Here is a 22,546-nt window from a genome sequence, read left to right on the forward strand (position 1 = left end):
CCACCTGATCCCATGCCGAACTCAGAAGTGAAACGCGGTAGCGCCGATGGTAGTGTGGCATTCGCCATGCGAGAGTAGGACACTGCCAGGCTTCAATTAAGCAATCACAGCAATGTGGTTGGTCGCGATACAACGTCAGGTTGTGTTGGACAAAAGATTTAGATAGCGCACACAGTGCGGTCTTTACCGGTTAGTGTGCTGATATGGCTCAGTTGGTAGAGCGCATCCTTGGTAAGGATGAGGTCCCCAGTTCGATTCTGGGTATCAGCACCATTAAAAAGAGAGCCTCCCTGAAAGGGGAGGCTTTTTTGCATCTATCTCTCGGCAACTAGACGCCATTTGATCCTCTTTTGAGGCCTGTCCTGCCTCACCTTATCTTTTTCATCACCCTCACGTTTGTGGTTCGTTTGACCACCAAATTCATTAATTTCGAGATATTCATCTTAGTTTGATTGATGTAAAACGTTTTTCATGTAGAATGCGCCGCGTTTTGCCTATTACGTGGAGAAATGAGCATGGCGCAGGATAACGAATACTGTTTGGGGGCGGTTCCCGCCAAAGGACGCAAAGGTGTGCTGTCGCTGATGCTGGTGATGCTCGGTCTGACGTTCTTTTCTGCCAGTATGTGGACCGGCGGTGCGCTGGGGACTGGCTTGGTATTCGATGATTTCATCAAGGCGGTGTTGATCGGCAATTTGTTGCTTGGGATCTATACCGCCTATCTCGGTTATATCGGTGCCTCAACCGGTCTCTCTACCCATCTGCTGGCGCGCTACTCCTTCGGCGTCAAAGGTTCCTGGTTGCCCTCTCTGCTGCTTGGCGGCACTCAGGTCGGCTGGTTTGGTGTGGGGGTGGCGATGTTTGCCCTGCCGGTGCAGAAGGCGACCGGCATCGATGTGAACTGGCTGATCGCCATTTCGGGCATTCTGATGACGGTGACCGTCTACTTCGGGATTTCTGCTCTGATGGTATTGAGTTTTGTCGCCGTGCCTGCCATTGCCCTGCTCGGCGGCTACTCGGTCTGGCTGGCGGTGACCTCCGCCGGTGGTATGGAAGCCCTGCAACAGGTTCAGCCATCCAATCCCATCGAGTTCACCACAGCGTTGACCATGGTGGTCGGCTCTTTCATCAGTGCCGGAACCCTGACCGCAGATTTTGTCCGATTTGGTCGTAGACCCTGGGGCGCCGTCATGATCACCATGGTGGCGTTTTTTTTGGGCAACACGCTGATGTTCGTCTTCGGTGCGGCCGGTGCGGCGGTGACCGGGCAGGCTGATATCTCTGAGGTGATGTTGATGCAGGGGCTGCTGATCCCCGCCATTCTGGTGCTGGGCCTCAATATCTGGACCACCAACGACAACGCGCTCTACGCCTCCGGGCTTGGTTTTGCCAACATTACCGGTCTCAAGAGCAAGCCGCTTAGCGTGATTAACGGCCTGATCGGAACGGCCTGTGCCCTCTGGCTCTATAACAACTTTGTCGGCTGGCTGGCCTTTTTGAGTACGGCCATCCCGCCGATCGGCGGCATTATCATCATGGATTTCCTGCTCAATCGTGAACGTTACCGCCAGTTTGCCGATCAGCAGTTCGAGGCGGTACGCTAGCAGGCGCTGGTCGCCACGGCAGTCGGGGTGGCTGTCGGCAAGTGGCTGCCAGGCATAGTGCCACTCAACGCGGTATTGGGCGCCGCCTTCACCTATTTCATTCTGGTTCGTCTCACCCAGCGGCCGATTCTGGTACAGGAAGCTAACAAATGCTGATTCAACATATTCGTTTTGCCGATCGGGAAGGGTTGTGGCAGATCCGCTGTCAGGATGGGGTGATCACTGCCATCGAACCCCATGACGAACATGCCGTCGCCGGTCAGGTGCTGGATGGCGAGGGGGGCTTGGCCATCGCCCCCTTCATCGAACCCCATATTCACCTCGATACGACCCAGACGGCGGGCGAGCCGAGCTGGAACCTCTCAGGCACCCTGTTTGAGGGGATCGAGCGTTGGGCCGAGCGCAAGGCGTTGCTGACCCATGAAGATGTGAAACAGCGAGCCATCCAGACGCTGAAGTGGCAGATCGCCAACGGCATCCAGTTTGTGCGTACTCACGTCGATGTCTCCGACCCCAATCTGGTAGCCCTGAAGGCGATGCTGGAAGTGCGGGAGGAGGTGAAGGAGTGGGTCGAGTTGCAGATCGTCGCCTTCCCGCAGGAGGGAATCCTCTCTTACCCCAATGGCAAGGCACTGCTGGAAGAGGCACTGAAGTTGGGGGCCGACGTGATCGGCGCCATTCCTCATTTCGAGTTTACCCGGGAATATGGGGTCGAAAGCCTGCACTACATCTTCGATCTTGCCGAGAAATATCAGGTTCTGGTCGATGTGCACTGCGACGAGATCGATGACGAGCAGTCCCGCTTTATCGAGACCTTGGCGACCCTGGCCTACGAGCGCGGTATCGGCCATCGGGTGACCGCCAGCCACACCACCGCCATGCACTCCTACAACGGCGCTTATGCGTCCCGCCTGTTCCGGCTATTGAAGATGGCAGGCATCAACTTTGTGGCCAATCCGCTGGTGAACATTCACCTGCAGGGGCGGTTCGACACCTATCCCAAGCGCCGTGGTATCACCCGGGTGAAGGAGATGCTGGAGGCAAACATCAATGTCTGCTTCGGCCACGATGACGTGTTCGATCCCTGGTATCCCATGGGGACCGCTAACATGCTGCAGGTGCTGCACATGGGGCTGCATGTCTGCCAAATCATGGGCTACGAGCAGATCAACGAGGGTCTGAAGCTGATCAGCGACCACAGTGCCCGAACCCTGAGCGTGCAGGATCGCTATGGTATCGAGGTGGGCAAACCGGCCAACCTGCTGATCCTGCCTGCCGATAACGGCTTTGATGCGGTGCGCCGCCAGGTACCGGTGCGCTATTCAATCCGTCATGGCAAGGTGATTGCCCAGACCCGCCCGGCCCAAACAGAGGTGATGCTGGGACAACGGGAGCCGATCGATTTTCGCCGCTGAGTTTTAAATCCGCTCGGGTGGCGATTAGTTACCCCTCTGGGCATAAGGACCACCATTGCGACATAATGGTGACCTGACCCTGAGGGAGTGACTCCATGCAAACCTGGTTCTATGTTGCTGCAGGTGGCGCCATCGGCGCCTGTCTTCGTTTTGGGATTGCCGAATTGATGGCGCTGCTGCTGGGGCGTCACTTCCCCTACGGGACCCTGGTGGTCAATGTGGTGGGCTCTTTCATCATGGGGGTCGCCTATGCCCTCATCAGCCACGGCCATGTGGTGGAACACCCGATGAAACCACTCTTGATGGTGGGGATCCTCGGTGCCCTCACCACCTTCTCCTCTTTTGCCCTCGATACGGTAGTGTTGGCCCAGCATGGTGCTTATTTGAAGGCGCTGCTCAATATTGCGCTCAATATCTTCCTCTGTCTGGCCATGGTGGTACTGGGCATGCAGTTGGTAGCGAGCCGGGTTTAAGGTGTCCGCACGCCATTGGCTCTGGTAAACTGGCGACCATTCTTTGCTCTATGGGTGTTTAAGGGATGTCAGAACAAGCAACGACAACGCATTTTGGCTTTAAGACCGTCGCCGCGACCGAGAAAGAGACTCTGGTGGCTGGCGTCTTCCATTCGGTGGCAGCCAAGTATGATCTGATGAACGATCTGATGTCGTTCGGCATCCACCGCCTGTGGAAGCGTTTCACCATCGACTGCTCCGGGGTGCGCAAGGGGCAGAAGGTGCTGGATCTGGCCGGTGGTACCGGCGATCTGACCGCCAAGTTCTCCCGCATCGTCGGTGAAACCGGTCAGGTGGTGCTGGCTGATATCAACGACTCCATGCTGAAAGTGGGCCGCGACAAGCTGCGTAATCTGGGGGTCGCCAACAACGTCTCCTATGTCCAGGCCAATGCCGAGGCGCTCCCGTTCCCGGATAACCACTTCGACATCATCACCATCGGCTTCGGCCTGCGCAACGTCACCGACAAGGACAAGGCGCTCGCCTCCATGTTCCGGGTGCTCAAGCCGGGTGGCCGTCTGCTGGTGCTGGAGTTCTCCAAGCCGGTCAGCGACGTGATCGCCAAGCTTTATGACCTCTACTCCTTCAAACTGCTGCCGAAAATGGGCGAAATCGTCGCGAACGACAGCGAAAGCTACAAATACCTGGCGGAATCGATCCGCATGCACCCGGATCAGCAGACCCTGGCCGGCATGATGGTGAATGTCGGTTTCGAACAGGTTGAGTACTTCAACCTGACTCAGGGCGTGGTTGCCCTGCACCGCGGTTACAAGTTTTAAGGTTGCCTATGCCGATGAATGCCATGGTCACCGCCGTGATCGAAACCAGCCTCAACCAGTTGCTGGGGCTGGACAAAGAGAGCCCGGAGCGGCTGCGCAAGCTGGCAGGCAAGGTACTCAAACTGGAACTGCGTGAGCTCAAGCCACTCTGGCTTGTCTTCTCCGAGCGCAGGCTGGATGTGCTGGCCAGCTATGAAGGTGAGGCGGATGCAGTGCTGAGCCTCTCCCTGACCGCTCTCGGCCTGCTCAAGGAGCCCTCCGCCCTGACCCGCTATATCCGCGAGGAGAAGCTGGACCTGAGCGGTGATCCCCAGCTGGTGCAGGCGTTCAGCGTGTTGCTGGGCGAGCTGGATATCGACTGGGAAGAGGAGCTATCCCGCTATACCGGCGATGTCGTGGCCCACACCCTGCTGCGCGGTGCCCGTCAGGCGCGTCGTCTGGTCGGCCGCGAACTGTGCCGCAGTCAGCGTCAGCTGGCGGAATATCTGACCGAAGAGATCCGCCTCGCCCCCGGCCCGCTGGAAGTGGCGAGCTTCAACGATGATGTCGAGGTGCTGGCCCAGCAGCTCAAGGCCGTTGAACTGCGGCTGGCTCGACTCGAACAGCAGGTGGCCTGATGACTCCGAAAGAGTTCAAACGCCTCTATCGCATCATCACTATCCTGCTGGAGCGGGGCATCGACGAGTTGGTGCCCGCTCGCTATCAACCCTGGCCGGGTCGTCTGGCTCGTCGCTCCCTGTTCTGGCTCAAGAACAAGCAACCTGATCTCAGCCGTGGCGCTCGCATCCGGCTTGCCTTTGAGGCGCTCGGCCCCATCTTCATCAAATTTGGCCAGATGCTCTCGACCCGGCGTGACTTGCTGCCGCCGGACATTGCCGAGGAGCTGGCCCTGCTGCAGGACAGGGTGCCTCCCTTCTGCGGTCAGGCGGCGCGTCAGCAGATTGAGCGCAGTCTGGGTTGCCCTATCGAGACCCTGTTCGACGACTTCGACGAGACGCCGCTAGCCTCCGCCTCCATCGCCCAGGTGCATACCGCCCGGCTGAAGGAGAGTGGCCGCGAGATCGTTATCAAGGTGATCCGTCCCGACATCGAGCCTGTCATCGAGGCTGACCTGCGGCTGATGCAGGCGCTGGCAAGTCTGGTGGCGCGCTTCGTGCCCCAGAGTGCGCGGCTGCGCCCCATCGAGGTGGTGGAGGAGTATCGCAAGACCATACTCGACGAGCTCAACCTGATGCGCGAAGCCGCCAACGCCATCCAGCTGCGGCGCAACTTCACCGGCTCGGAGGCACTCTATGTGCCAGAAATCATCACCGACCTCTGCCGCGCGCAGGTGCTGGTGATGGAGCGCATCTACGGCATACCGGTCTCCGATATCGCTGCGCTGGAAGCCAACGGTACCAACATGAAGCTGCTGGCCGAGCGCGGGGTGGAGGTCTTCTTCACCCAGGTGTTCCGCGACAGCTTCTTCCACGCCGATATGCATCCGGGCAACATCTTCGTCTCTTACGAACACCCGGAGAACCCGCTCTGGATCGGTATCGACTGCGGCATCGTCGGTACCCTCAACCGGGAAGACAAACGCTATCTGGCGGAGAATTTCCTCGCCTTCTTCAACCGTGACTATCGCCGGGTGGCGGAGCTGCACGTGGAGTCGGGCTGGGTGCCGGCAGATACCAAGGTGGACGAGTTCGAGTTCGCCATTCGCACCGTGCTGGAGCCCATCTTCGAGAAGCCGCTCTCCGAAATTTCGTTCGGTCACGTGCTGCTCAACCTGTTCAACACCGCGCGTCGCTTCCATATGACGGTGCAGCCGCAGCTGGTGCTGCTGCAAAAGACCCTGCTCTATGTGGAAGGGTTGGGGCGTCAGCTCTACCCGCAGCTCGATTTGTGGCAGACCGCCAAGCCGTTCCTCGAAAACTGGATGCACGAGCAGGTGGGGCCCAAGTCGGTATTGAACGCCATCAAGGAGAAGGCGCCATTCTGGGCGGAGAAGCTGCCGGAGCTGCCGGAGCTGGTCTATGAGACCCTGCGTCAGACCCGTCATCAGCAGCGTCATTTCGACCAGATGTTTGCCGAGTTCCGCCGTCACAGCCGTCGGCAGGGGCAGGCCCGCTACCTCTTAGGGGTTGGAGCCAGCCTGCTATTGGCGGGTGTATTCTTGCTGACCCAAAAACAACACATTGAGTGGGGACAAGCCAGTCTCGCCGGTGCAGCCCTCTGCTGGCTGGTCGGCTGGTTGCGAACCCGCTCCCATTAATCAACAACCGCGCCGTCAGGCGCCTGTTCTGGAGAGAAAATCATGGGTGGTATCAGTATTTGGCAATTGTTGATCATTGCAGTCATCGTCGTGCTGCTGTTCGGTACCAAGAAACTGCGCGGCATTGGCGGTGATCTGGGCGCGGCGGTCAAAGGGTTCAAGAAAGCCCTCTCCGACGAGCCGGCCGATGCCAAGGCCGAGCAGAAAGATGCCGAGTTTCCCCCGAAACAGCTGAACGAAGCGGCCACTCAGAGCAGTGAGACCGCCAAACAGAAAGACAAAGACCAGGCCTAAGCCATGTTCGATATCGGTTTTTGGGAGCTGGTCGTTATCGGTGTGGTTGCACTGGTGGTACTGGGGCCCGAGCGGCTGCCGGTTGCCATCCGCACTGCTACCCACTGGATCCGCCTCATTCGTTCGACCGCGAACTCGGTCAAGTCCGAGCTGGAGCAGGAGCTCAAGTTGCAAGAGCTGCACAACGACCTGAAGAAGGCCGAACAGTTGCAGATGAGCAACCTGAGCCCCGAGCTGCAGGAGTCCATCGAACAGCTCAAGGCGGCGGCCCAGTCGGTCAATCGCCCCTATCAGGTGGAGAACGAGATCCGTCCGCCGCGCTCCGAGCCGGTCGCCCAAGCTGAGCCTGCCACGCCGGTTGAGCCTGCGGTGCAGGTGAGCCACGACGTGCCACCGGTCAATAGCCAGCGAGAGAGTGAGCCGGTGCCGGTCAGCGATTCCGCAGTAAAAGGGGAGGTGAAGCCATGAGTCAGGCCGAACAACCCCTGATCAGCCATCTGGTTGAGCTGAGAACCCGTTTGCTGCGCTCCATTACCGCCATCCTCGTGGTGTTTCTGGCGCTGATCTACTTCTCCAACAACATCTACGACTTCGTGGCCCAGCCGCTGCTGAGCCAGCTGCCGGCAGGCACCAGCATGATAGCGACGGATGTGGCGACCCCCTTCCTGACGCCGATCAAGCTGACCCTGGTGGTCTCCTTCTTTGTGGCGATCCCCTATCTGCTCTATCAGGCCTGGGCCTTTATCGCCCCCGGTCTGTACCAGCATGAACGGCGTCTCATCATGCCGCTGGTGGTCTCCAGTGCATTGCTGTTCTACGCGGGGATGGCGTTTGCCTACTACGTGGTGTTCCCGCTGGTATTCGGCTTCTTCACCAGTACTGCCCCTGCCGGGGTGACGGTGGCGACCGATATCGCCAGCTATCTGGATTTCGTACTGACCCTGTTCTTTGCGTTCGGGGTGGCGTTCGAAATTCCGGTGGCGACCATACTGCTCTGCTGGACTGGCGTGACCACACCGCAAAACCTGAAGGAGAAACGTCCCTACGTTATCGTCGGGGTGTTTGTGGTCGGCATGCTGCTGACGCCGCCTGATGTCTTCTCCCAGACCCTGCTCGCCATCCCGATGTGGGCGCTGTGGGAGATAGGTCTGTTCTTTGCCCGCTTCTACGTGAAGAAAGAGGATGAAGAGCAACAGGAACAACCTGATGTGGAGAGCTGAGGCTCTGTTCGTCACCTGTTTGCCGGACGGCGAGAGGATGACGAAGTCCGCAGGAATAGCAGAACGAGGGGAGCTGAGGCTCCCTTCCTCTTTTCATGCTCCCGTTCGAGGCGTATGGTAAGGCCCCATTCGGTAGATGGTATTTCAAATACCTGATATGTATTCCTGTTGTTCGGAACGTCTCATTCCATGATTGATATCGGTTTAAACCTGACCAGCAGCCAGTTCGCCGGTGAACAGCCTGAGCTGGTGGCCCGTGCCCGCGCCGCCGGAGTGGAAGCGCTGATCCTGACCGGTACCGATCTGGCTGGCAGCCGCGAGAGCGCCGGGTTGGCCGCCCGCTGGCCGGGCTACTGCTTCTCTACCGCCGGGGTCCATCCTCACGATGCCAAGAGTGTCGATGAGGCGACCCTGCCCGCCTTGCGCGAGTTGGCAGCCTTGCCGCAGGTGGTGGCTATCGGTGAGTGCGGCCTCGACTACAACCGCGACTTCTCCCCCCGTCCGGTGCAGGATGCGGTATTCGACGCCCAGCTGGCACTGGCTGCCGAGCTCGGGATGCCGGTGTTTCTCCATTGCCGTGATGCCCACGCCCGTTTTATCGAGATCCTCCGTCCCTGGTTGCCGAAACTACCGGGAGCCGTGCTGCACTGCTTCACCGGTTCCGACGAGGAGCTGGACCAGTGTCTGGCGCTGGGGCTGCATATCGGGGTGACTGGCTGGCTCTGCGACGAGCGCCGCGGCCAGCTGCTGCGTGAGCAGGTGGCCCGCATTCCGGCCGGTCGGCTGATGATCGAGACCGATGCCCCCTATCTGGTACCGCGGGATCTGAAACCGCGTCCGAAACGCAACGAACCCGCTTTTTTGCCGCACATCGCCCAGGTGGTGGCGGCCTGTCGTGGTGAAGCGCCCGAGGCCTTGCTGGCCCATACCCAGGCCACCTCCGCCGCGTTCTTCCAACTTCCTCTCCAGGAGTGATTCATGGCTACAACTCTTCCGGGCGCCTTTCCGGGCCGCCGCCTGCGCCGTCTGCGCAAACATGATTTCAGCCGTCGTCTGGTGCGTGAGAACGTACTGACCGTCAACGATCTCATCTATCCGGTGTTTGTGCTGGAAGGGGAGAACCGCCGTGAAGCCGTTCCCTCCATGCCGGGGGTGGAGCGTCTATCCATCGATCTGCTGCTGGAGGAAGCCGCCGAGCTGGTGGAGTTGGGCGTACCTGCTATTGCCCTGTTCCCGGTCACTCCGCTGGAGAGCAAGAGCCTGATGGCGGAAGAGGCCTACAACCCGAACGGACTGGCCCAGCGCACCGTGCGTGCCCTCAAGGCCCGCTTCCCGGAGCTGGGAGTAATCACCGACGTGGCGCTCGATCCGTTCACCACCCACGGTCAGGACGGCATCATCGATGATGAAGGCTATGTGCTGAACGACATCACCACCGAGATCCTGATCAAGCAGGCGCTCTCCCATGCCGAGGCCGGGGTCGATATCGTGGCGCCGTCCGACATGATGGATGGTCGCATCGGCGCCATCCGCGCGGCGCTGGAAGAGAACGGCTTCATCAACACCCAGATCATGGCCTACTCCGCCAAGTACGCCTCCTGCTACTACGGCCCGTTCCGTGATGCGGTCGGCTCTGCCGGCAACCTCGGCAAGAGCAACAAGGCCACCTATCAGATGGATCCGGCCAACAGCAACGAGGCGTTGCACGAGGTGGCGCTGGATATTCAGGAGGGGGCCGACAGCGTGATGGTCAAGCCGGGCATGCCCTATCTGGACGTGGTTCGTCAGGTGAAGGATCAGTTCGGTGTGCCGACCTTCGCCTATCAGGTGAGCGGTGAGTACGCCATGCACATGGCGGCGATCCAGAACGGTTGGCTGAAAGAGAAGGAGACCATCATGGAGTCTCTGCTCTGCTTCAAGCGGGCCGGTGCTGACGGCATCCTCACCTACTTCGCCAAACGTGTGGCGCAGTGGCTGAAAGAGGATGCCCGCTAAGGCGGGTTGAATGAATAAACGAGAGGGGGAGCCGATGGCTCCCCCTCTTTGTTATGGCGATCGTTCTGTTTTAAAACCGCTGCTTACAGCTGGATCCAGGCATCGTTCCAGTGGCTGCCGGTACCCGGTGCATAGTGGCTGGTCGAACCGCCACACCAGCCGCTGTAGGGCCAGGGTTTGCACTCGTAGTCGCCACCGGCATTGCTGACCCGTTCGCCACTCTGATAAGCGGTGCCCGCAACATAGGCCGGGTAGCTGCCGTTACCACCGTCACTGTCACCACCCGGTGCCTGCTCCACCAACGCCAGGGTGAAGCGGCGCTCGAAGCCCTGCTTGCTCCCCTCTGCCATGCCTGCCAGCAACAGTTCATAACTGCCGACAGCCAGGCCCGATTGCGCCAACTGCAGGGTTCCCTGACCCTCGATCAGGGCGCTGCCGCTGGCGACCGGATAGCCATCCTGCAACAGGGTCGCGGTGACAGTCACCGGGTTGGCGGCGGTCAGCGTCAGGCTGAAGTCGAGCGCGCCGTTGACGATGAGATATTCGGACGCCAGATCGGTGACGGTGAAGTCACTGCTGCTACCGGTAGTGGGCAGGATGAAGTCTCCGCTCAGGTAGGTCAGACCGGTCCAGCCAGAGCTGGTCAGCCAGTGCTTGCCATTGGTCTGATAGACGTTGGGCAACTGGGTGCACTGGTTGTTGTCATTGACGAAGCCGATACCGTAAAAGCCCGCCACATTCTTGTAGCAGAGCGGGCGACCATTCTGGTGCAGCACCGGCTGATCCAGCTTGCCCTTGTGGTGGAGTGACAGCCAGTCAAACTGGTTGATGGCCGAGACCAGCGGCACAAACTGGCCATCGGGCTGACGATAGCGGATCAGGGAGCCGGCATCACAGAGCAGACCATCAGCCCGCTGTTCGACGTAGCCGTAGTACTGCTCGCCATCCTGGAAGGTGAACCGGCAGAGATTGCCTTTCTCCGACTCCTTGGGGATCCAGCCCATCAGCAGTCGCTCCTGATTGTTCAGGGCCGCCAGCTGCCCGGCACTGAAGTCGCTGCCGTTGGCTACCCAGCCTTGCGGCATGGTGGAGAATTGCATGAAGTAGTGGTCGGTATAGTACATGTGGCTGTCAGCGCGGTGCTTGCGAGCCCCCTGGCTGACCGAGTTGTAGCGATAGATGTCATTTTCCGGCTTGTGGAAGCCGTTGAGGTCATCATCCAGATAGGGCAGGTCGCCCTTGCGGATATGGTAGTTGGCCATACCCGTCATCAGCGGATGCCAGCCGTGGCTGCCACGGGCAAACGCGCTCTCATGGCTGTAGGACTTCCCATCGAAGCCGTGGCCAAATTCGTGGGCAATGATGCCCCAGCTGCCGTAGTAGTGGCTGACAAAGTTAAAGGTATCGACCCCGGTGATACCGCCTCCCCCCAGACCACCACCCATGGCAGTGATCCCCAGGTTGAGGGTGGGGCGCTTCATCAGGCTGTGGTAGTAGTAGTCATAATCGGCCGCCGTAAAGATCCCGTTCGGCACATAGCTGTTGCCGCCATTGCCGAACATCTCGTAACCGTTCACCGCCTTGAAGTTGTACCAGACGTGTTTGAACTCCTCGGTCGAGACCATGTAGGCCAGGTTGGTGGCGATGATCAGCCATTCGCGGGCGTAGAGGGCATTGATGGGGCGCCAGGAGCCGCTGGTGTTGGTGGCGAAACGCACGTTCCAGCTTGGCTTGAGGCGTGCCAGCTTCTGGGCAAACGGATCCGAGTTGGAACTGAACCTGTGCTCGAACTGGGCGGGCAGATTGATGCTGTTGTCGAGCAGGTTGTTGAGATCAAACACACCATCGCGGCTGGCGCTGTTGAAGCGTCCCTGCTCGCCAAAGGCGCTTAGTGGCAGGGTGATTTGGGCATAGGCGGGCAGGCGATCGAGCTGGCCCAGGATCAGCCACTTGTTGATACCGTTCAGGCGTGACTCGATATTGATGTCATGCAGCTCTCTGGCGGCATAGTTGGTGATGCGCACCGTGTCGTTATCAAGCAGCTCGGTCTTGACCAGCGAATTGATGTTGACCGAACGCTGGGCGCGATCGATCAGCACCTCGTAGGGTTCGTCATTGCCCAGAATGTAGCTGACGGCGGTTGGCATCAGCTGATCGAAGATCAGCGGGCGAGCCGGCAACTGCTCGTCGGCTGTGAAGCTGATCTCCTTACTCAGCAGCTGGTTGAAACCCAGGCCGCGCGCGTTGGCGGTGACAAGCGCCGAGCCCGCCAGCTGGAGATCTTTCAGCGCCGCCACAGGCTGCTGGTTGATCTCCCGAACAGTAAAGGTCGGGTTCTTGAACTGAAAGTCGTTGGCGATCAGGGTATCGGCATCATGCCACTCGATGCGGTCCTTGAAGTTCACCACCAGCCGATCGCCATCCATGTCGATTTTTTGCAGATTGCTGTCGGCGATCACCTGCTCAGGCGCCAGCGGGGTGTTGCTGGCGATGGCATCAGCCAGTTTGCGCAGGTCATAGATGTAGTAGTTTTTGCCAGCGGTATGGGCCAGCAGATAGTCACCCACCTGATGGAGTTGCACCAGACGGTGGCTGTATTTTCCTTCAAAGGCGAGTCGACCGGCGATCGGGGCTTTTAGGCTGTTTTGCGGCGTTACATCCTGCTGGCGGTAGACCTTGATCTCGCTCAGCGCATCGGCCACCAGCACATAGTCCTGATTGGCAAAGACGGCCTGGGCGCGGTGCAGGCTGTTGCTGCCGGAATCCCGACCGGTTCCCAGGGTGGTGACATGGCGATGTTCATCGGCCAGATCGAAGATATCGACCCGGTGCGAGTAGCGCGAGACCACGTAGAGCAGGTTATTGCGGACAAACAGTTCGCTGACCTGGTTGTAGGCCGTGGCACTGCCGGTTGCGGTGCCGCGGATCTCGCCAATCTGCTGGCGGCTTGGGATATCGATAATGGCCACATGGCCCGGATTGCCGTTCTGGCTGACATAGAGCCGATCCTGATAGCGCTCGACCGCCGTAATCAGGCTGGCGTCCAGCCCCAGCTGGTCGGCCGTCAGCTCCTCGCCTTTGTCCAGATATTGCAGCGAGGTGGCAAACGAGTTGACGCTGCAGGAGCTGGTCTCCATCACCACCCGGGTGCGTTCGCCATTCTGGATCTGGCCGTGGGGGAAGTACTCCAGCAGACAGCCGTTGCCGTAGTCATAGTTGCCAAAGCGTTTGTTGACCGCCACGACCCCGCCTTCGTACCAGGTCAGCTCCCACTCCTTATCGAAGAAATCAAAGACGTTACGGATGGCTGTTTCATCGAAAAAGTGGGGTTTGGGCAGATCGAACAGGATGTGGTTATCCGCTGTCAGCGGGTAGAGCAGGCCGTTGATGGCAAGGTGGCGCTTGCCATCCTTGATGATCACGTTCTGCTCGTCAGCCGCACTCTGATGCAGCGCGGCGAGGCGCGCCGTCATCTGCTCGTAGTGCTCCTGATAGGTTTGTTTGAAATAGGCTTGTTCGCGCTCATCAGCCACGACATGGGCCGACAGCAGCAAACCGAGCAGGGTGGCAAGCTTGGTGGTTCTTGGCATGGTGATTTCCTTATCTTGGTGGTTGTTGGATGTTTTTTTTGGTGGTTGGCAAGCAGGTAAAAGGGGGAGCGCTAACCCATCCGGGTCAGCGCATGACGCCCACCGAGCGTGATGTCAGTGGGCGAGATAGTGCGGGGTGGTTGGCCCCCCGAAAGGGGCCATGGGATTACAGCTTGGTCCAGGCATCGCTCCAGGCGCTGCCGGTACCCGGCGCATAGTGGCTGCTGGAGCCGCCACACCAGCCACTATAAGGCCAGGGTTTGCACTCATAGTTGCCACCGGCATTGCTGACCCGATCACCGGCCTGATAGCCGGTGTTGGGGGCATAGGCCGGGTAGTCGCCATCGCCACCGCCGCTGCTCTCTTCGGTCAGCGCAACTTGGAAGCGCTGCACCACCGGCTGCTGGCCGGCAGCCAGACCGGTGATCACAACGTCGTAGCTGCCATCGGTGACATTGCTTCCCTGCAGTACCAGGGTGCTGGTGCCGTTCACTTGGCTGCTGGTGGTACCGTGGCTGCGGCCGCTCTGCTCCAGAGTCGCGGTGATCTGCACCGGGTTGGCGGTGGTCACGTTGAAACGTATGCTGACCTGACCGTTGACTATGGTGTACTCGCTCGCCATGGCGCTGACAGTGAAGTCGCTGCTGCCGATCACTGGCGGCTTCTCGCCACCATCGCAGTCGCTGTCGCCCTGTACGCGCCAGACGCCCCAGTCACCCGTGGTGCCCGGCTCTTCGTTCTGGGTCCACCAGCCTGCCAGCCAGTTCTTGCCGTTGTGGCTGACGATGTCGCCGCCCACGTAGGTCTTTTTGGCATCCCAGCTGTTTTCACAGACGGCGCCCTGCTCCCTGACGGTCACGTTGCGCTGCTGGGTTACCTGCTGACCGGCGCTGTCGCTCACCTGATAGGTGAGGGTGTAGCGGCCGACCTTGCTGCTATCGACGCTGCCGCTGACCTTAATCTCGCGGGTCAGATCGCCATCTTCTTCATCGTGGGCGTTGACTCCGGCCATCGGATCGAAAGGGGTGCCCAGCTCCAGCGTGGTGTCGGTGACGCCGCTGAATACCGGCTTCATGCTGTAGACCTCGATGGTGCGTACCTGCTCGGTAACGTTGTTGTCGCGATCGCTCACCTTGTAGATGAGGGGGTAGAGTCCGATGCGTTGGGTATCGACATTTCCATCCACCAGGATCTGGTCTGTCAGATCACCATCTTCCTTGTCGCTGGCGCTGACCCCGGCCTGCGGATCAAAGGCGGTGCCCTGCTTGATGCGGGTATCGCTCAGGCCGCTAAACACCGGCTTGCCGTTCTCGTCCGGCGGAGTGATCTCCTGATCGTGGATGAAGGGGCCGTAGCTCTTGATGAAGGATTCGTTGTAGGACTGACCGGCGGCGTTGCGGCCCATGTCCCAGTTGATGGACCAGGTCATCACGCCGCGCAGTGGTTGCCCCTCACTCTTCAGGCGGTTGAAGGCGTTGTAGAGCTTCTGCGGATCCTGCACATAGCCGGTGGCGGCGGCGTCGATGTTGGTCGGAATGCCGAACACCAGCTTGTCATGGGGGATCTTGTAGAAGCCGCGGGTTCCGTTGCTCAGTGAATCCGCCATGTAGTAGATGAACTCTTCTTTCAGGGCATCGTTATTCTGGGCAATCCAGCCGATGCCATCGATGTAGATACCGTCGCCACCCTGGTTGTAGAACTGGGGGTTGATCCAGTCGTAGTACCCTTCCAGATTGCGGATATAGGGGATGTAGGCGCCAGTCTGGGTCAGATAGGGGAACTCCGGCGCCATGGTGATGAGGAAGTTTTTCCCCTGGGCGCGGTAGTGATCCTTGACCAGACGCAGGGCCGCCGGGATCACGGTCTGGTTGTCGGCGGCAGTGATGGCGGCCTGTTCCAGATCGATATCCAGCCCGTCGAAGCCATAGGTCTCCACCAGACGGATGATCTCGTCGGCAAAGGCCTGTTCCTGACCTTTGCGCAGCTCGATGTGTGCATCGGCACCGCCCAGCGCCAGCAGCACGGCACGGCCCTGACGGTTCAGCTCGGCGATCTGCTCGATAAACTGGCTTTCGCTCATGCCGATAGCCGGGTCGAGTTTGAAGGTGGGGATGGGATCGCTGCCATAGACCTTCATGAAGGAGACATCGACCACGTTGTATTGCGGGTTGACCTGATCGAGCTTGACGCAGGGGGCGATACCGCCCTTGTAGCCCGAACCGTCACACCAGTTGTGCCAGTAGCCGACCACAACGCCGGACTGGGGGTTGACCATCGCCTGACCAGCACTGGCGGCATATGCCATGGGGGCGCCCATGCCGAGCAGACAGCCCAGCAGGGATAACTTCAATTTGTTCATCTTGATATCTCCATACAGTACAAACGGAGCGTACAGCTATGGCCGAACGCTCCCGGGGGCAGCCCCGCTGTCATAGGTGTTTTCCCTTAGACCGGTGGCTTTGCGTCGCGCCCTTTCGGGTCACTTTGCCTTTTTCACCCGATTTCTGTGCAGCACAGAGAATCAAGTGACCTGAGTAACAGGCTGCTTATGATACGCACTTAAAAATAAATTAATCAACGTATGTGTATGATTTGTTTTGGTTATTAACTTGTTAATTGGTTGTTTTCCAAGCATGGAAAGGGCCGGTGATAGGCCGCTGTCACCTACTCTTTTGTCGATTGGATTTGGTCTGCTCCCTTGTGGTTCGAGAGTTGAAAAAGCCGCAAAAAGAGCAAAAAAGTACCGATTATTCATGCTGTTGCCGTCCAGTATCTGGCAGAGAGGTGTTTGAGCTCACAAAGAGGGGAAAACAGTGCCGAGAGGTGGATTCCCGCTTGATTATTGCGTGGCTTGGCCACATGTTAGAAAGCCATACAGAGCTGCTAAAGCGGTCTGTTCAAGACCAAACAAGAGGTAACCGGGATGAATAACCCTTTGCTGACAATGGATTCGCTGCCCCCTTTCAGCCAGATCAAGTCGGAGCAGGTTCAGCCTGCCGTGATTCAGGCGATTGTTGACTGCAAGCAGAAGATCAGCGATGTGCTGGCCCAGCGTGATCCCCATACCTGGGACAGCCTGATTGCCCCGCTGGAAGAGGTAAATGACCGTCTGTCACGGATCTGGTCACCGGTCAGCCACCTCAACTCCGTACTCAACAGCGAAGCGCTGCGCGAGGCCCATGACGCCTGCCTGCCGCTGCTCTCTGAATTCCAGACCTATGTCGGTCAGCATGAAGGGCTCTATCAGGCCTATCTGGCCCTCTTCCAGAGCGATGATTTCCCGCTGCTGAGCGGCGCCCAGCGCAAGGAGATCCAGAATACCCTGCGTGACTTCCGCCTCTCCGGCATCGGTCTGCCTGCCGAGGCGCAGCAGCGCTACGGTGAAATTCAGGCCCGCCTCTCCGAGCTGGCCTCCCGTTTCAGCAACAACGTGCTGGATGCCACCCAGGGCTGGCACAAGCTGGTGGTCGATGAAGCCGAACTGGCCGGTCTGCCCGACAGCGTGCGTGCCGCTGCCCGTCAGATGGCTGAACTTAAAGGCAAAGAGGGGTGGCTGTTCACTCTTGATATCCCCTCTTATCTGCCGGTGATGATGTATGCCGACAACCGCGAGCTGCGGGCCGAGATGTACGAAGCCTTTACCACTCGCGCCTCCGATCAGGGCCCCAATGCGGGCAAGTGGGACAACTCCGCCATCATGAGCGAGCTGCTCACCCTGCGCCGCGAACTGGCCCAGCTGCTGGGCTTTGCCAACTATGCCGAGCTCTCCCTGGCCACCAAGATGGCGGACAAGACCGAACAGGTGGTGAGCTTCCTCACCGATCTGGCGGCCAAATCCCTGCCACAAGGCAAGGCCGAGCTGGAGGAGATCCGCGCCTTCGCCGCCGAGCAGCATGGTCAGAGCGAGCTGGCAGCCTGGGATCTCGCCTACTACGCCGAGAAGCTCAAGCAGCACAAGTTCTCCATCTCCGATGAGCAGCTGCGCCCCTACTTCCCCGCCAGCAAGGTGGTGAAGGGGCTGTTCGAAGTGGTGAAGCGGGTGTTCGGCATGAAGGTGCGCGAGCGTCTCGGTATCGACACCTGGCACCCGGACGTGCGCTTCTACGACATCTTCGATGCCGACGAAGAGCTGCGCGGCAGCTTCTACCTCGACCTCTACGCCCGCGAGCACAAGCAGGGCGGGGCCTGGATGGATGTCTGTCTGGGTCGTCGCTACCGTCAGGATGGTTCACTGCAAAAGCCGGTGGCCTACCTGACCTGCAACTTCAACGGCCCGGTGGATGGCAAGCCTGCACTGTTCACCCACAACGAAGTGGTCACCCTGTTCCACGAGTTCGGCCACGGCATTCACCACATGCTGACCCGCATCGACGTGGCCGGTGTCGCCGGTATCAACGGCGTGGCCTGGGATGCGGTGGAGCTGCCGAGCCAGTTCCTCGAGAATTGGTGCTGGGAGTCCGAGGCGCTGGCCTTTATCTCCGGCCATTACGAGACCGGCGAGCCGCTGTCTGCCGATCTGCTGGAGAAGATGCTGACGGCTCGCAACTTCCAGGCGGCGATGCAGATGCTGCGCCAGCTGGAGTTCGCCCTGTTCGACTTCCGTCTCCATCAGGAGTTTGACCCGGCCAATCCTGCGCAGCTTCCGGCGCTGCTGGACGAGGTGCGCAGTCAGGTGGCGGTCATGACCCCGCCTGCGTTTAACCGTTTCCAGCACAGCTTCTCCCATATCTTCGCGGGCGGCTATGCGGCGGGCTACTACAGCTACAAATGGGCGGAAGTGCTCTCTGCCGATGCCTTCTCCCGTTTCGAGGAGGAGGGGATCTTCAACCCGGCGACCGGCCAATCCTTCCTGAAGAATATTCTGGAAAAGGGCGGTTCCAGGGAGCCGATGGAGCTGTTCCGTGCCTTCCGTGGTCGCGAGCCCAAGGTGGATGCCCTGCTCAGACACAGCGGGATTGCCGCCTGAGGCTGAGGGCCCTGGACCGCACTGAGCTTCAAGTAGATACTTTTTTGCGGCATAGTGGGATCAAACCGTGATTTTTACGACAAAAAGGGACCTTTTGGTCCCTTTTTTCAAGGCTTTTTAATATCTTGCTGATTGCATATTTGCACTGCCCACGGCTCTTCAGTAGAGTCGTGTTCTAACCTTCAAGGAGAGAAAGCCACTTGCCATGAGGCGAGCACTCGATTCCGTCTATCAAATCATCTCCAGTCTGGCTCATTCGAGCGGCCAGGGATATTTCGATACCTTTGTGAGTGAAATCGCCGCTGCTGTGATGGCTGATGTCGTCCTGATCGCCAGCAGGGAATCAAATGCTACCTACCTGACGGTTCAGGCTGCCCACCCTTCCTCTCTTGACCCCGACACCCTGACGCTGCCACTGACTGACTCTCCCGATGCCATTACCTGGCAGGAGGGGGAAGCCTGGTTCAGCGATCGTCTGTTGCAGCTGTTCCCCGCGATGCCGCTTGCCGATGCGTGGCAAGCCCAGGCCTACGCCGGGATCGCCCTCAAGGATGCGGATGGCGAGACCATAGGTATCTGCTGCCTGCTCTATCGTCAGCCGCAGGCCAATATGACCAAGGTGATGGGGCTGCTCCGGTTGCTGGGGCCGCTGGCCGGTCGTGAACTGGCGCTGATGCTGCAACGCCAGCTGCCGCAACTCTTGCCTGATACCCCTCATGTGTTGCAGAGCATGCTGTTTCAGGCCCCGGTGGGGATTGGCAAGCTCGATCTCACCGGCAGAATTCTCTGGGCCAACCCGGCCATCGAGAAGATGCTGGGTTATCCCCTCGACGAGCTGCTTCATCGCTCCATCTCCGACATCAATCACCCGGAGGATTGGCAGCGCAGCCTTGAGTGCTACGAAGAGATCCGGCGCGGCGAGCGCAGCAGTTTCACCCGGGAGAAGCGCTACTTCTGCAAGGGGGGCGAGATCCTGTGGGTGCGGGTGACCGTTACTCTGATCCGCGATGAGCAGCAGCAACCGGACTACCTGATGGTGCTGCTGGAGAATATCGATCCCCTCAAGCGCCATGCGGAGCAGCTCAAGCTCTCCCACCGGGTTTACGACAACCTCTCCGAAGCCATTCTGGTGTGTGATGCCGACAGTCGTATCATCTCGGTCAATCCGGCCTTCGAGCAGATCACCGGCTACCGCAGTGAGGAGGTGTGTGGCCAGCGCCCCAGTATCCTCAAGTCCGGCCTGCACGATCAGACCTTCTATGCCGACATGTACCATGCGCTGGAGCGGGTGGGCGTGTGGCGTGGCGAGGTGTGGAACAAACGTAAGAACGGCAAGCTCTATCCGCAGCAGCTGATGATCAGCACCCTACGCGAAGCTGGCAAAATCCAGCAATATATCGCCATTTTCAGCGATATTTCCCAAACCAAGGTGGCCGAACAGAAGATCGCGACCCAGGCCAACTACGACAGCCTCACCAGCCTGCCCAACCGCTGGCTGTTTGGCCGCGGCCTCACCCGCTTCTGCGAGCGGGGCGAGCGCTTCGCGCTCATGGTGCTCGACCTCAACAACTTCAAGGCGGTCAACAACAGCATGGATCACCATGCTGGCGATGCCCTGCTGCGGGAGGTTTCGGATCGACTGGTGAGCCGGGTGCGCACCGAAGATCTGGTGGCCCGCATCGGTGGCGACGAGTTCGCGTTTCTGGTGCCCGGCATCGTCACCCGCCGCCAGGCCGAGGTGTTTGCCAAGCAGGTGATCGGCAGCTTTGCCCGCCCCTTTATGCTGGCCAACCAGCATCTCTATGTGACCGCGACCATCGGCATGACTCTCTGTCCGGTCGACGGCAGCGAGAGCGACGAGTTGCTGCGCAATGCCGAACAGGCGCTGTTTGCGGCCAAGCGGCAGGGACGGTTGCTCGGTGCTTACTGCTCATCCATGCGGGAAGAGGTGCGCCAGCGCCACCAGATGCAGCAGGATCTGGCCGAAGCGATCAAGCTGGAGCAGCTGACCATGGCCTACCAGCCCATCTGGGACAACCGTAGCGGACGGGTCGCCAAGCTGGAGGCGCTGGTGCGCTGGTATCACCCCCAATGGGGACAGGTCTCCCCTGCCGAGTTTATTCCACTGGCGGAAGAGGCGGGGTTGATTCAGGGGCTGGGGGCGCTGGTATTGTGGCAGTCGTGCCGGGATCTGGCACGGTTGCAGCAGTCCGGTTTCCCTGATCTGCAGATGTCGATCAACCGCTCCACCATGGAGTTTCAGACCATTGACCCAGAGGCGAGCGAGTGGCTCAAGGTGATCCAGCACTTCGGGCTCGATCCTGCCGACATCGTCATCGAAATCACCGAATCTCTGCTGATGGAGAGCAGCGATCAGCACTGGGTGCGGATCGATGCCCTTCGCGAGGCTGGTTGCAAGCTGGCCATCGACGATTTTGGTACCGGCTACTCGGCCCTCAACTATTTGCGTACTTTCCCGGTCGATCTGGTCAAGATCGACCGCTCCTTCGTGCGCCATATCCCCTTCAACGAGCAGGATCGGATGCTGCTCGACGGCATCATCAACATAGTGCATAACCTCGGCATGCAGGTGGTGATCGAGGGGGTAGAGACCCGCGAGCAGCTCAACTTCCTCTGCCAGAAGGGATGTGCCTTCACTCAGGGCTATCTGCTCAGTCGCCCGCTGACCTATGACGATCTCATCGATTACCTCGCCCTCAACCGTCAGGGGATGAACCTCACTGTCGTGAGCTGATCCACCGCTTCTGTTATCATGAGCGCTTCTGTACGTGCCATGAGTCTGCCTCCTATGCCCCATATTCAGGTTTTCAGTGAAGTCCCCGCCCGTGATGGCGAGCTCGACGCCCTGCGTTTACGCCTTGCCGACGTGGAGTTTCCGGCTCCGTTTGCGCTGGTACTGACTGAAGAGAGGCTGGAACTGCGCAAGCTGGATGAACCCAAGCTGGGGGCCGTCTATGTGGACTTCGTGGAAGGGGCGGTGGCACATCGTCGCAAGTTTGGTGGCGGTCGCGGTCAATCCATCGCCAAGGCGGTGGGACTCAAGGCCGGTGCCACACCCACCGTGGTGGATGCCACCGCCGGGCTGGGGCGCGATGCCTTCGTGCTGGCCTCCCTCGGTTGCAAGGTGACCCTGATCGAGCGTAGCCCCGTGGTGGCTGCCCTGTTGCAGGATGGTCTGGTGCGGGCGGCGCAGGATCCCGAGATTGGCCCCTGGGTCAGCGAGCGGATGCACCTGCTGCAAGGCCCGGCGGTGGACAACTTGCTGGCGCTGCCGGAGCGGCCCGAGGTGATCTACCTCGACCCCATGTTCCCCCACAAGCAGAAGTCGGCGCTGGTGAAAAAGGAGATGCGGGTGTTCCAGTCGCTGGTGGGACCGGATCTCGATGCGGATGCCCTGCTGCCTGCCGCGCTCAAGATGGCGAACAAGCGGGTGGTGGTGAAACGCCCCGACTACGCCGGCTGGCTCAATGAACAGAAGCCCAGCATGGCCATCGAAACCAAGAGCAACCGCTTCGATGTCTATGTGATGGCGGCGCTGGCAGCGGGTTAACGGCCGGTGTGAGCCGCAGATGCAAAAAGGAGGGCCAACGTCATGTTGGCCCTCCTTTTTCGTCTTGGATTCAGTTGGTTGGCGCGAAGCGGATCAGCTTCTCTTCCCCTTGCCAGTTCAGGCGCAGGGTCGCCAGATCCGCCAGACTGAGCCGCTCGCCACTGTGCAGCAACAGATACTCGACCCCCGCGCTGGCTTCGATAGTGCGGATCTTGTCATCCCACTGGCGACCCTCGCGACTGGTGAGGGTCACCGGCAGTTGCCAGCTGGCGGCAATTTCGAGCCAGTCGTAGAGATCGCAGCTGATGGGTTGATAATCCGGCATGATCGGCTCCAAAACAGG

18 protein-coding genes, 1 tRNA gene, 1 rRNA gene and 1 riboswitch are annotated in these 22,546 nt (G+C 59.6%); of the genes, 16 read left to right on the forward strand and 4 right to left on the reverse strand.

Annotated features, from left to right (window positions below; translation table 11 throughout):
- The 13 genes from rrf to hemB form a co-directional block, all read left to right on the forward strand.
- Window positions 1–91: ribosomal RNA gene (gene rrf / locus ACW5W8_RS17575) — 5S ribosomal RNA — on the forward strand; the annotation flags it as partial.
- Window positions 92–197: 106 nt separating this feature from the next.
- Window positions 198–273 (forward strand) — tRNA-Thr (locus ACW5W8_RS17580).
- 242 nt (window positions 274–515) lie between these two features.
- Window positions 516–1,604 (forward strand): cytosine permease, encoded by a 1,089-nt coding sequence (gene codB / locus ACW5W8_RS17585; RefSeq protein ID WP_498629164.1) that lies wholly within the window; start codon window positions 516–518, stop codon window positions 1,602–1,604.
- 149 nt (window positions 1,605–1,753) lie between these two features.
- On the forward strand, window positions 1,754–3,019 hold the full coding sequence (locus ACW5W8_RS17590) for a cytosine deaminase (RefSeq protein ID WP_498629166.1): 1,266 nt from the start codon (window positions 1,754–1,756) through the stop codon (window positions 3,017–3,019).
- A gap of 95 nt (window positions 3,020–3,114) precedes the next feature.
- A complete protein-coding gene (crcB, locus tag ACW5W8_RS17595) occupies window positions 3,115–3,492 on the forward strand; it encodes a fluoride efflux transporter CrcB (RefSeq protein WP_498629168.1) in 378 nt (125 codons plus the stop codon).
- Window positions 3,493–3,557: 65 nt separating this feature from the next.
- Window positions 3,558–4,310 carry a bifunctional demethylmenaquinone methyltransferase/2-methoxy-6-polyprenyl-1,4-benzoquinol methylase UbiE gene (gene ubiE, locus ACW5W8_RS17600; protein ID WP_498629170.1) on the forward strand — a complete coding sequence of 251 codons (753 nt, stop codon included), beginning with the start codon at window positions 3,558–3,560 and terminating at the stop codon, window positions 4,308–4,310.
- 8 nt (window positions 4,311–4,318) lie between these two features.
- Window positions 4,319–4,927: a ubiquinone biosynthesis accessory factor UbiJ gene (locus ACW5W8_RS17605; RefSeq protein ID WP_498629172.1), complete on the forward strand. Its 609-nt coding sequence runs from the start codon at window positions 4,319–4,321 to the stop codon at window positions 4,925–4,927.
- A complete protein-coding gene (gene ubiB / locus ACW5W8_RS17610; RefSeq protein WP_498629174.1) occupies window positions 4,927–6,567 on the forward strand; it encodes a ubiquinone biosynthesis regulatory protein kinase UbiB in 1,641 nt (546 codons plus the stop codon). The genes ACW5W8_RS17605 and ubiB overlap by 1 nt, the downstream gene beginning before the upstream one ends.
- Before the next feature lie 42 nt (window positions 6,568–6,609).
- Window positions 6,610–6,861 carry a Sec-independent protein translocase subunit TatA gene (tatA, locus tag ACW5W8_RS17615; protein ID WP_005339385.1) on the forward strand — a complete coding sequence of 84 codons (252 nt, stop codon included), beginning with the start codon at window positions 6,610–6,612 and terminating at the stop codon, window positions 6,859–6,861.
- A gap of 3 nt (window positions 6,862–6,864) precedes the next feature.
- Window positions 6,865–7,329 carry a Sec-independent protein translocase protein TatB gene (gene tatB, locus ACW5W8_RS17620; protein WP_498629176.1) on the forward strand — a complete coding sequence of 155 codons (465 nt, stop codon included), beginning with the start codon at window positions 6,865–6,867 and terminating at the stop codon, window positions 7,327–7,329.
- Entirely contained in the window at window positions 7,326–8,081 is a 756-nt protein-coding gene (gene tatC / locus ACW5W8_RS17625) for a twin-arginine translocase subunit TatC (RefSeq protein ID WP_498629178.1), read from the forward strand. Before tatB ends, tatC begins: the two co-directional genes overlap by 4 nt.
- A 189-nt stretch (window positions 8,082–8,270) precedes the next feature.
- A complete protein-coding gene (locus ACW5W8_RS17630; protein ID WP_498629179.1) occupies window positions 8,271–9,056 on the forward strand; it encodes a TatD family hydrolase in 786 nt (261 codons plus the stop codon).
- Window positions 9,057–9,059: 3 nt separating this feature from the next.
- Window positions 9,060–10,076, forward strand: coding sequence for a porphobilinogen synthase (hemB, locus tag ACW5W8_RS17635; RefSeq protein ID WP_005357271.1), 1,017 nt, complete (start codon window positions 9,060–9,062; stop codon window positions 10,074–10,076).
- Between the two features lie 83 nt (window positions 10,077–10,159).
- Here hemB and ACW5W8_RS17640 read toward each other — a convergent pair whose 3' ends face one another.
- The 3 genes from ACW5W8_RS17640 to ACW5W8_RS17650 form a co-directional block, all read right to left on the reverse strand.
- Complete coding sequence (locus tag ACW5W8_RS17640; RefSeq protein ID WP_498629181.1) at window positions 10,160–13,666, reverse strand: YncE family protein; 3,507 nt, start codon at window positions 13,664–13,666, stop codon at window positions 10,160–10,162.
- A 166-nt stretch (window positions 13,667–13,832) separates the two neighbouring features.
- Entirely contained in the window at window positions 13,833–16,025 is a 2,193-nt protein-coding gene (locus ACW5W8_RS17645; protein WP_498629183.1) for an immunoglobulin-like domain-containing protein, read from the reverse strand.
- 54 nt (window positions 16,026–16,079) lie between these two features.
- A riboswitch (cyclic di-GMP riboswitch) is annotated at window positions 16,080–16,165 on the reverse strand.
- Window positions 16,166–16,187: 22 nt separating this feature from the next.
- Complete coding sequence (locus ACW5W8_RS17650) at window positions 16,188–16,421, reverse strand: hypothetical protein (protein ID WP_498629185.1); 234 nt, start codon at window positions 16,419–16,421, stop codon at window positions 16,188–16,190.
- A gap of 168 nt (window positions 16,422–16,589) precedes the next feature.
- Between ACW5W8_RS17650 and prlC the strand changes: the two genes are divergently transcribed.
- From prlC to ACW5W8_RS17665, 3 genes are all read left to right on the forward strand, one after another.
- The gene (gene prlC, locus ACW5W8_RS17655) at window positions 16,590–18,632 is read left to right on the forward strand and encodes an oligopeptidase A (RefSeq protein WP_498629187.1); all 2,043 of its coding nucleotides are present in this window, start codon (window positions 16,590–16,592) and stop codon (window positions 18,630–18,632) included.
- A gap of 205 nt (window positions 18,633–18,837) precedes the next feature.
- Window positions 18,838–21,387 (forward strand): putative bifunctional diguanylate cyclase/phosphodiesterase, encoded by a 2,550-nt coding sequence (locus ACW5W8_RS17660; RefSeq protein WP_498629189.1) that lies wholly within the window; start codon window positions 18,838–18,840, stop codon window positions 21,385–21,387.
- Between the two features lie 54 nt (window positions 21,388–21,441).
- Window positions 21,442–22,203 (forward strand): class I SAM-dependent methyltransferase, encoded by a 762-nt coding sequence (locus ACW5W8_RS17665; protein ID WP_498629191.1) that lies wholly within the window; start codon window positions 21,442–21,444, stop codon window positions 22,201–22,203.
- Between the two features lie 70 nt (window positions 22,204–22,273).
- Here ACW5W8_RS17665 and ACW5W8_RS17670 read toward each other — a convergent pair whose 3' ends face one another.
- A complete protein-coding gene (locus ACW5W8_RS17670) occupies window positions 22,274–22,528 on the reverse strand; it encodes a Rho-binding antiterminator (RefSeq protein WP_498629193.1) in 255 nt (84 codons plus the stop codon).
- Between the last annotated feature and the right edge of the window lie 18 nt (window positions 22,529–22,546).

The sequence above is a fragment of the Aeromonas aquatilis genome (genome assembly GCF_054052405.1).

What these genes read in the sequence shown, in the direction of transcription:
- ACW5W8_RS17650 (WP_498629185.1), bottom strand. Translation starts at nt 16,421, where the DNA reads ATGAATAATCGGTACTTTTTTGCTCTTTTTGCGGCTTTTTCAACTCTC.
- ubiB (WP_498629174.1), top strand. Translation starts at nt 4,927, where the DNA reads ATGACTCCGAAAGAGTTCAAACGCCTCTATCGCATCATCACTATCCTG.
- ACW5W8_RS17590 (WP_498629166.1), top strand. Translation starts at nt 1,754, where the DNA reads ATGCTGATTCAACATATTCGTTTTGCCGATCGGGAAGGGTTGTGGCAG.
- ACW5W8_RS17640 (WP_498629181.1), bottom strand. Translation starts at nt 13,666, where the DNA reads ATGCCAAGAACCACCAAGCTTGCCACCCTGCTCGGTTTGCTGCTGTCG.
- ACW5W8_RS17645 (WP_498629183.1), bottom strand. Translation starts at nt 16,025, where the DNA reads ATGAACAAATTGAAGTTATCCCTGCTGGGCTGTCTGCTCGGCATGGGC.
- tatA (WP_005339385.1), top strand. Translation starts at nt 6,610, where the DNA reads ATGGGTGGTATCAGTATTTGGCAATTGTTGATCATTGCAGTCATCGTC.
- codB (WP_498629164.1), top strand. Translation starts at nt 516, where the DNA reads ATGGCGCAGGATAACGAATACTGTTTGGGGGCGGTTCCCGCCAAAGGA.
- tatB (WP_498629176.1), top strand. Translation starts at nt 6,865, where the DNA reads ATGTTCGATATCGGTTTTTGGGAGCTGGTCGTTATCGGTGTGGTTGCA.
- crcB (WP_498629168.1), top strand. Translation starts at nt 3,115, where the DNA reads ATGCAAACCTGGTTCTATGTTGCTGCAGGTGGCGCCATCGGCGCCTGT.
- ACW5W8_RS17670 (WP_498629193.1), bottom strand. Translation starts at nt 22,528, where the DNA reads ATGCCGGATTATCAACCCATCAGCTGCGATCTCTACGACTGGCTCGAA.
- hemB (WP_005357271.1), top strand. Translation starts at nt 9,060, where the DNA reads ATGGCTACAACTCTTCCGGGCGCCTTTCCGGGCCGCCGCCTGCGCCGT.
- ubiE (WP_498629170.1), top strand. Translation starts at nt 3,558, where the DNA reads ATGTCAGAACAAGCAACGACAACGCATTTTGGCTTTAAGACCGTCGCC.
- tatC (WP_498629178.1), top strand. Translation starts at nt 7,326, where the DNA reads ATGAGTCAGGCCGAACAACCCCTGATCAGCCATCTGGTTGAGCTGAGA.
- ACW5W8_RS17605 (WP_498629172.1), top strand. Translation starts at nt 4,319, where the DNA reads ATGCCGATGAATGCCATGGTCACCGCCGTGATCGAAACCAGCCTCAAC.
- ACW5W8_RS17660 (WP_498629189.1), top strand. Translation starts at nt 18,838, where the DNA reads ATGAGGCGAGCACTCGATTCCGTCTATCAAATCATCTCCAGTCTGGCT.
- ACW5W8_RS17665 (WP_498629191.1), top strand. Translation starts at nt 21,442, where the DNA reads ATGCCCCATATTCAGGTTTTCAGTGAAGTCCCCGCCCGTGATGGCGAG.
- prlC (WP_498629187.1), top strand. Translation starts at nt 16,590, where the DNA reads ATGAATAACCCTTTGCTGACAATGGATTCGCTGCCCCCTTTCAGCCAG.
- ACW5W8_RS17630 (WP_498629179.1), top strand. Translation starts at nt 8,271, where the DNA reads ATGATTGATATCGGTTTAAACCTGACCAGCAGCCAGTTCGCCGGTGAA.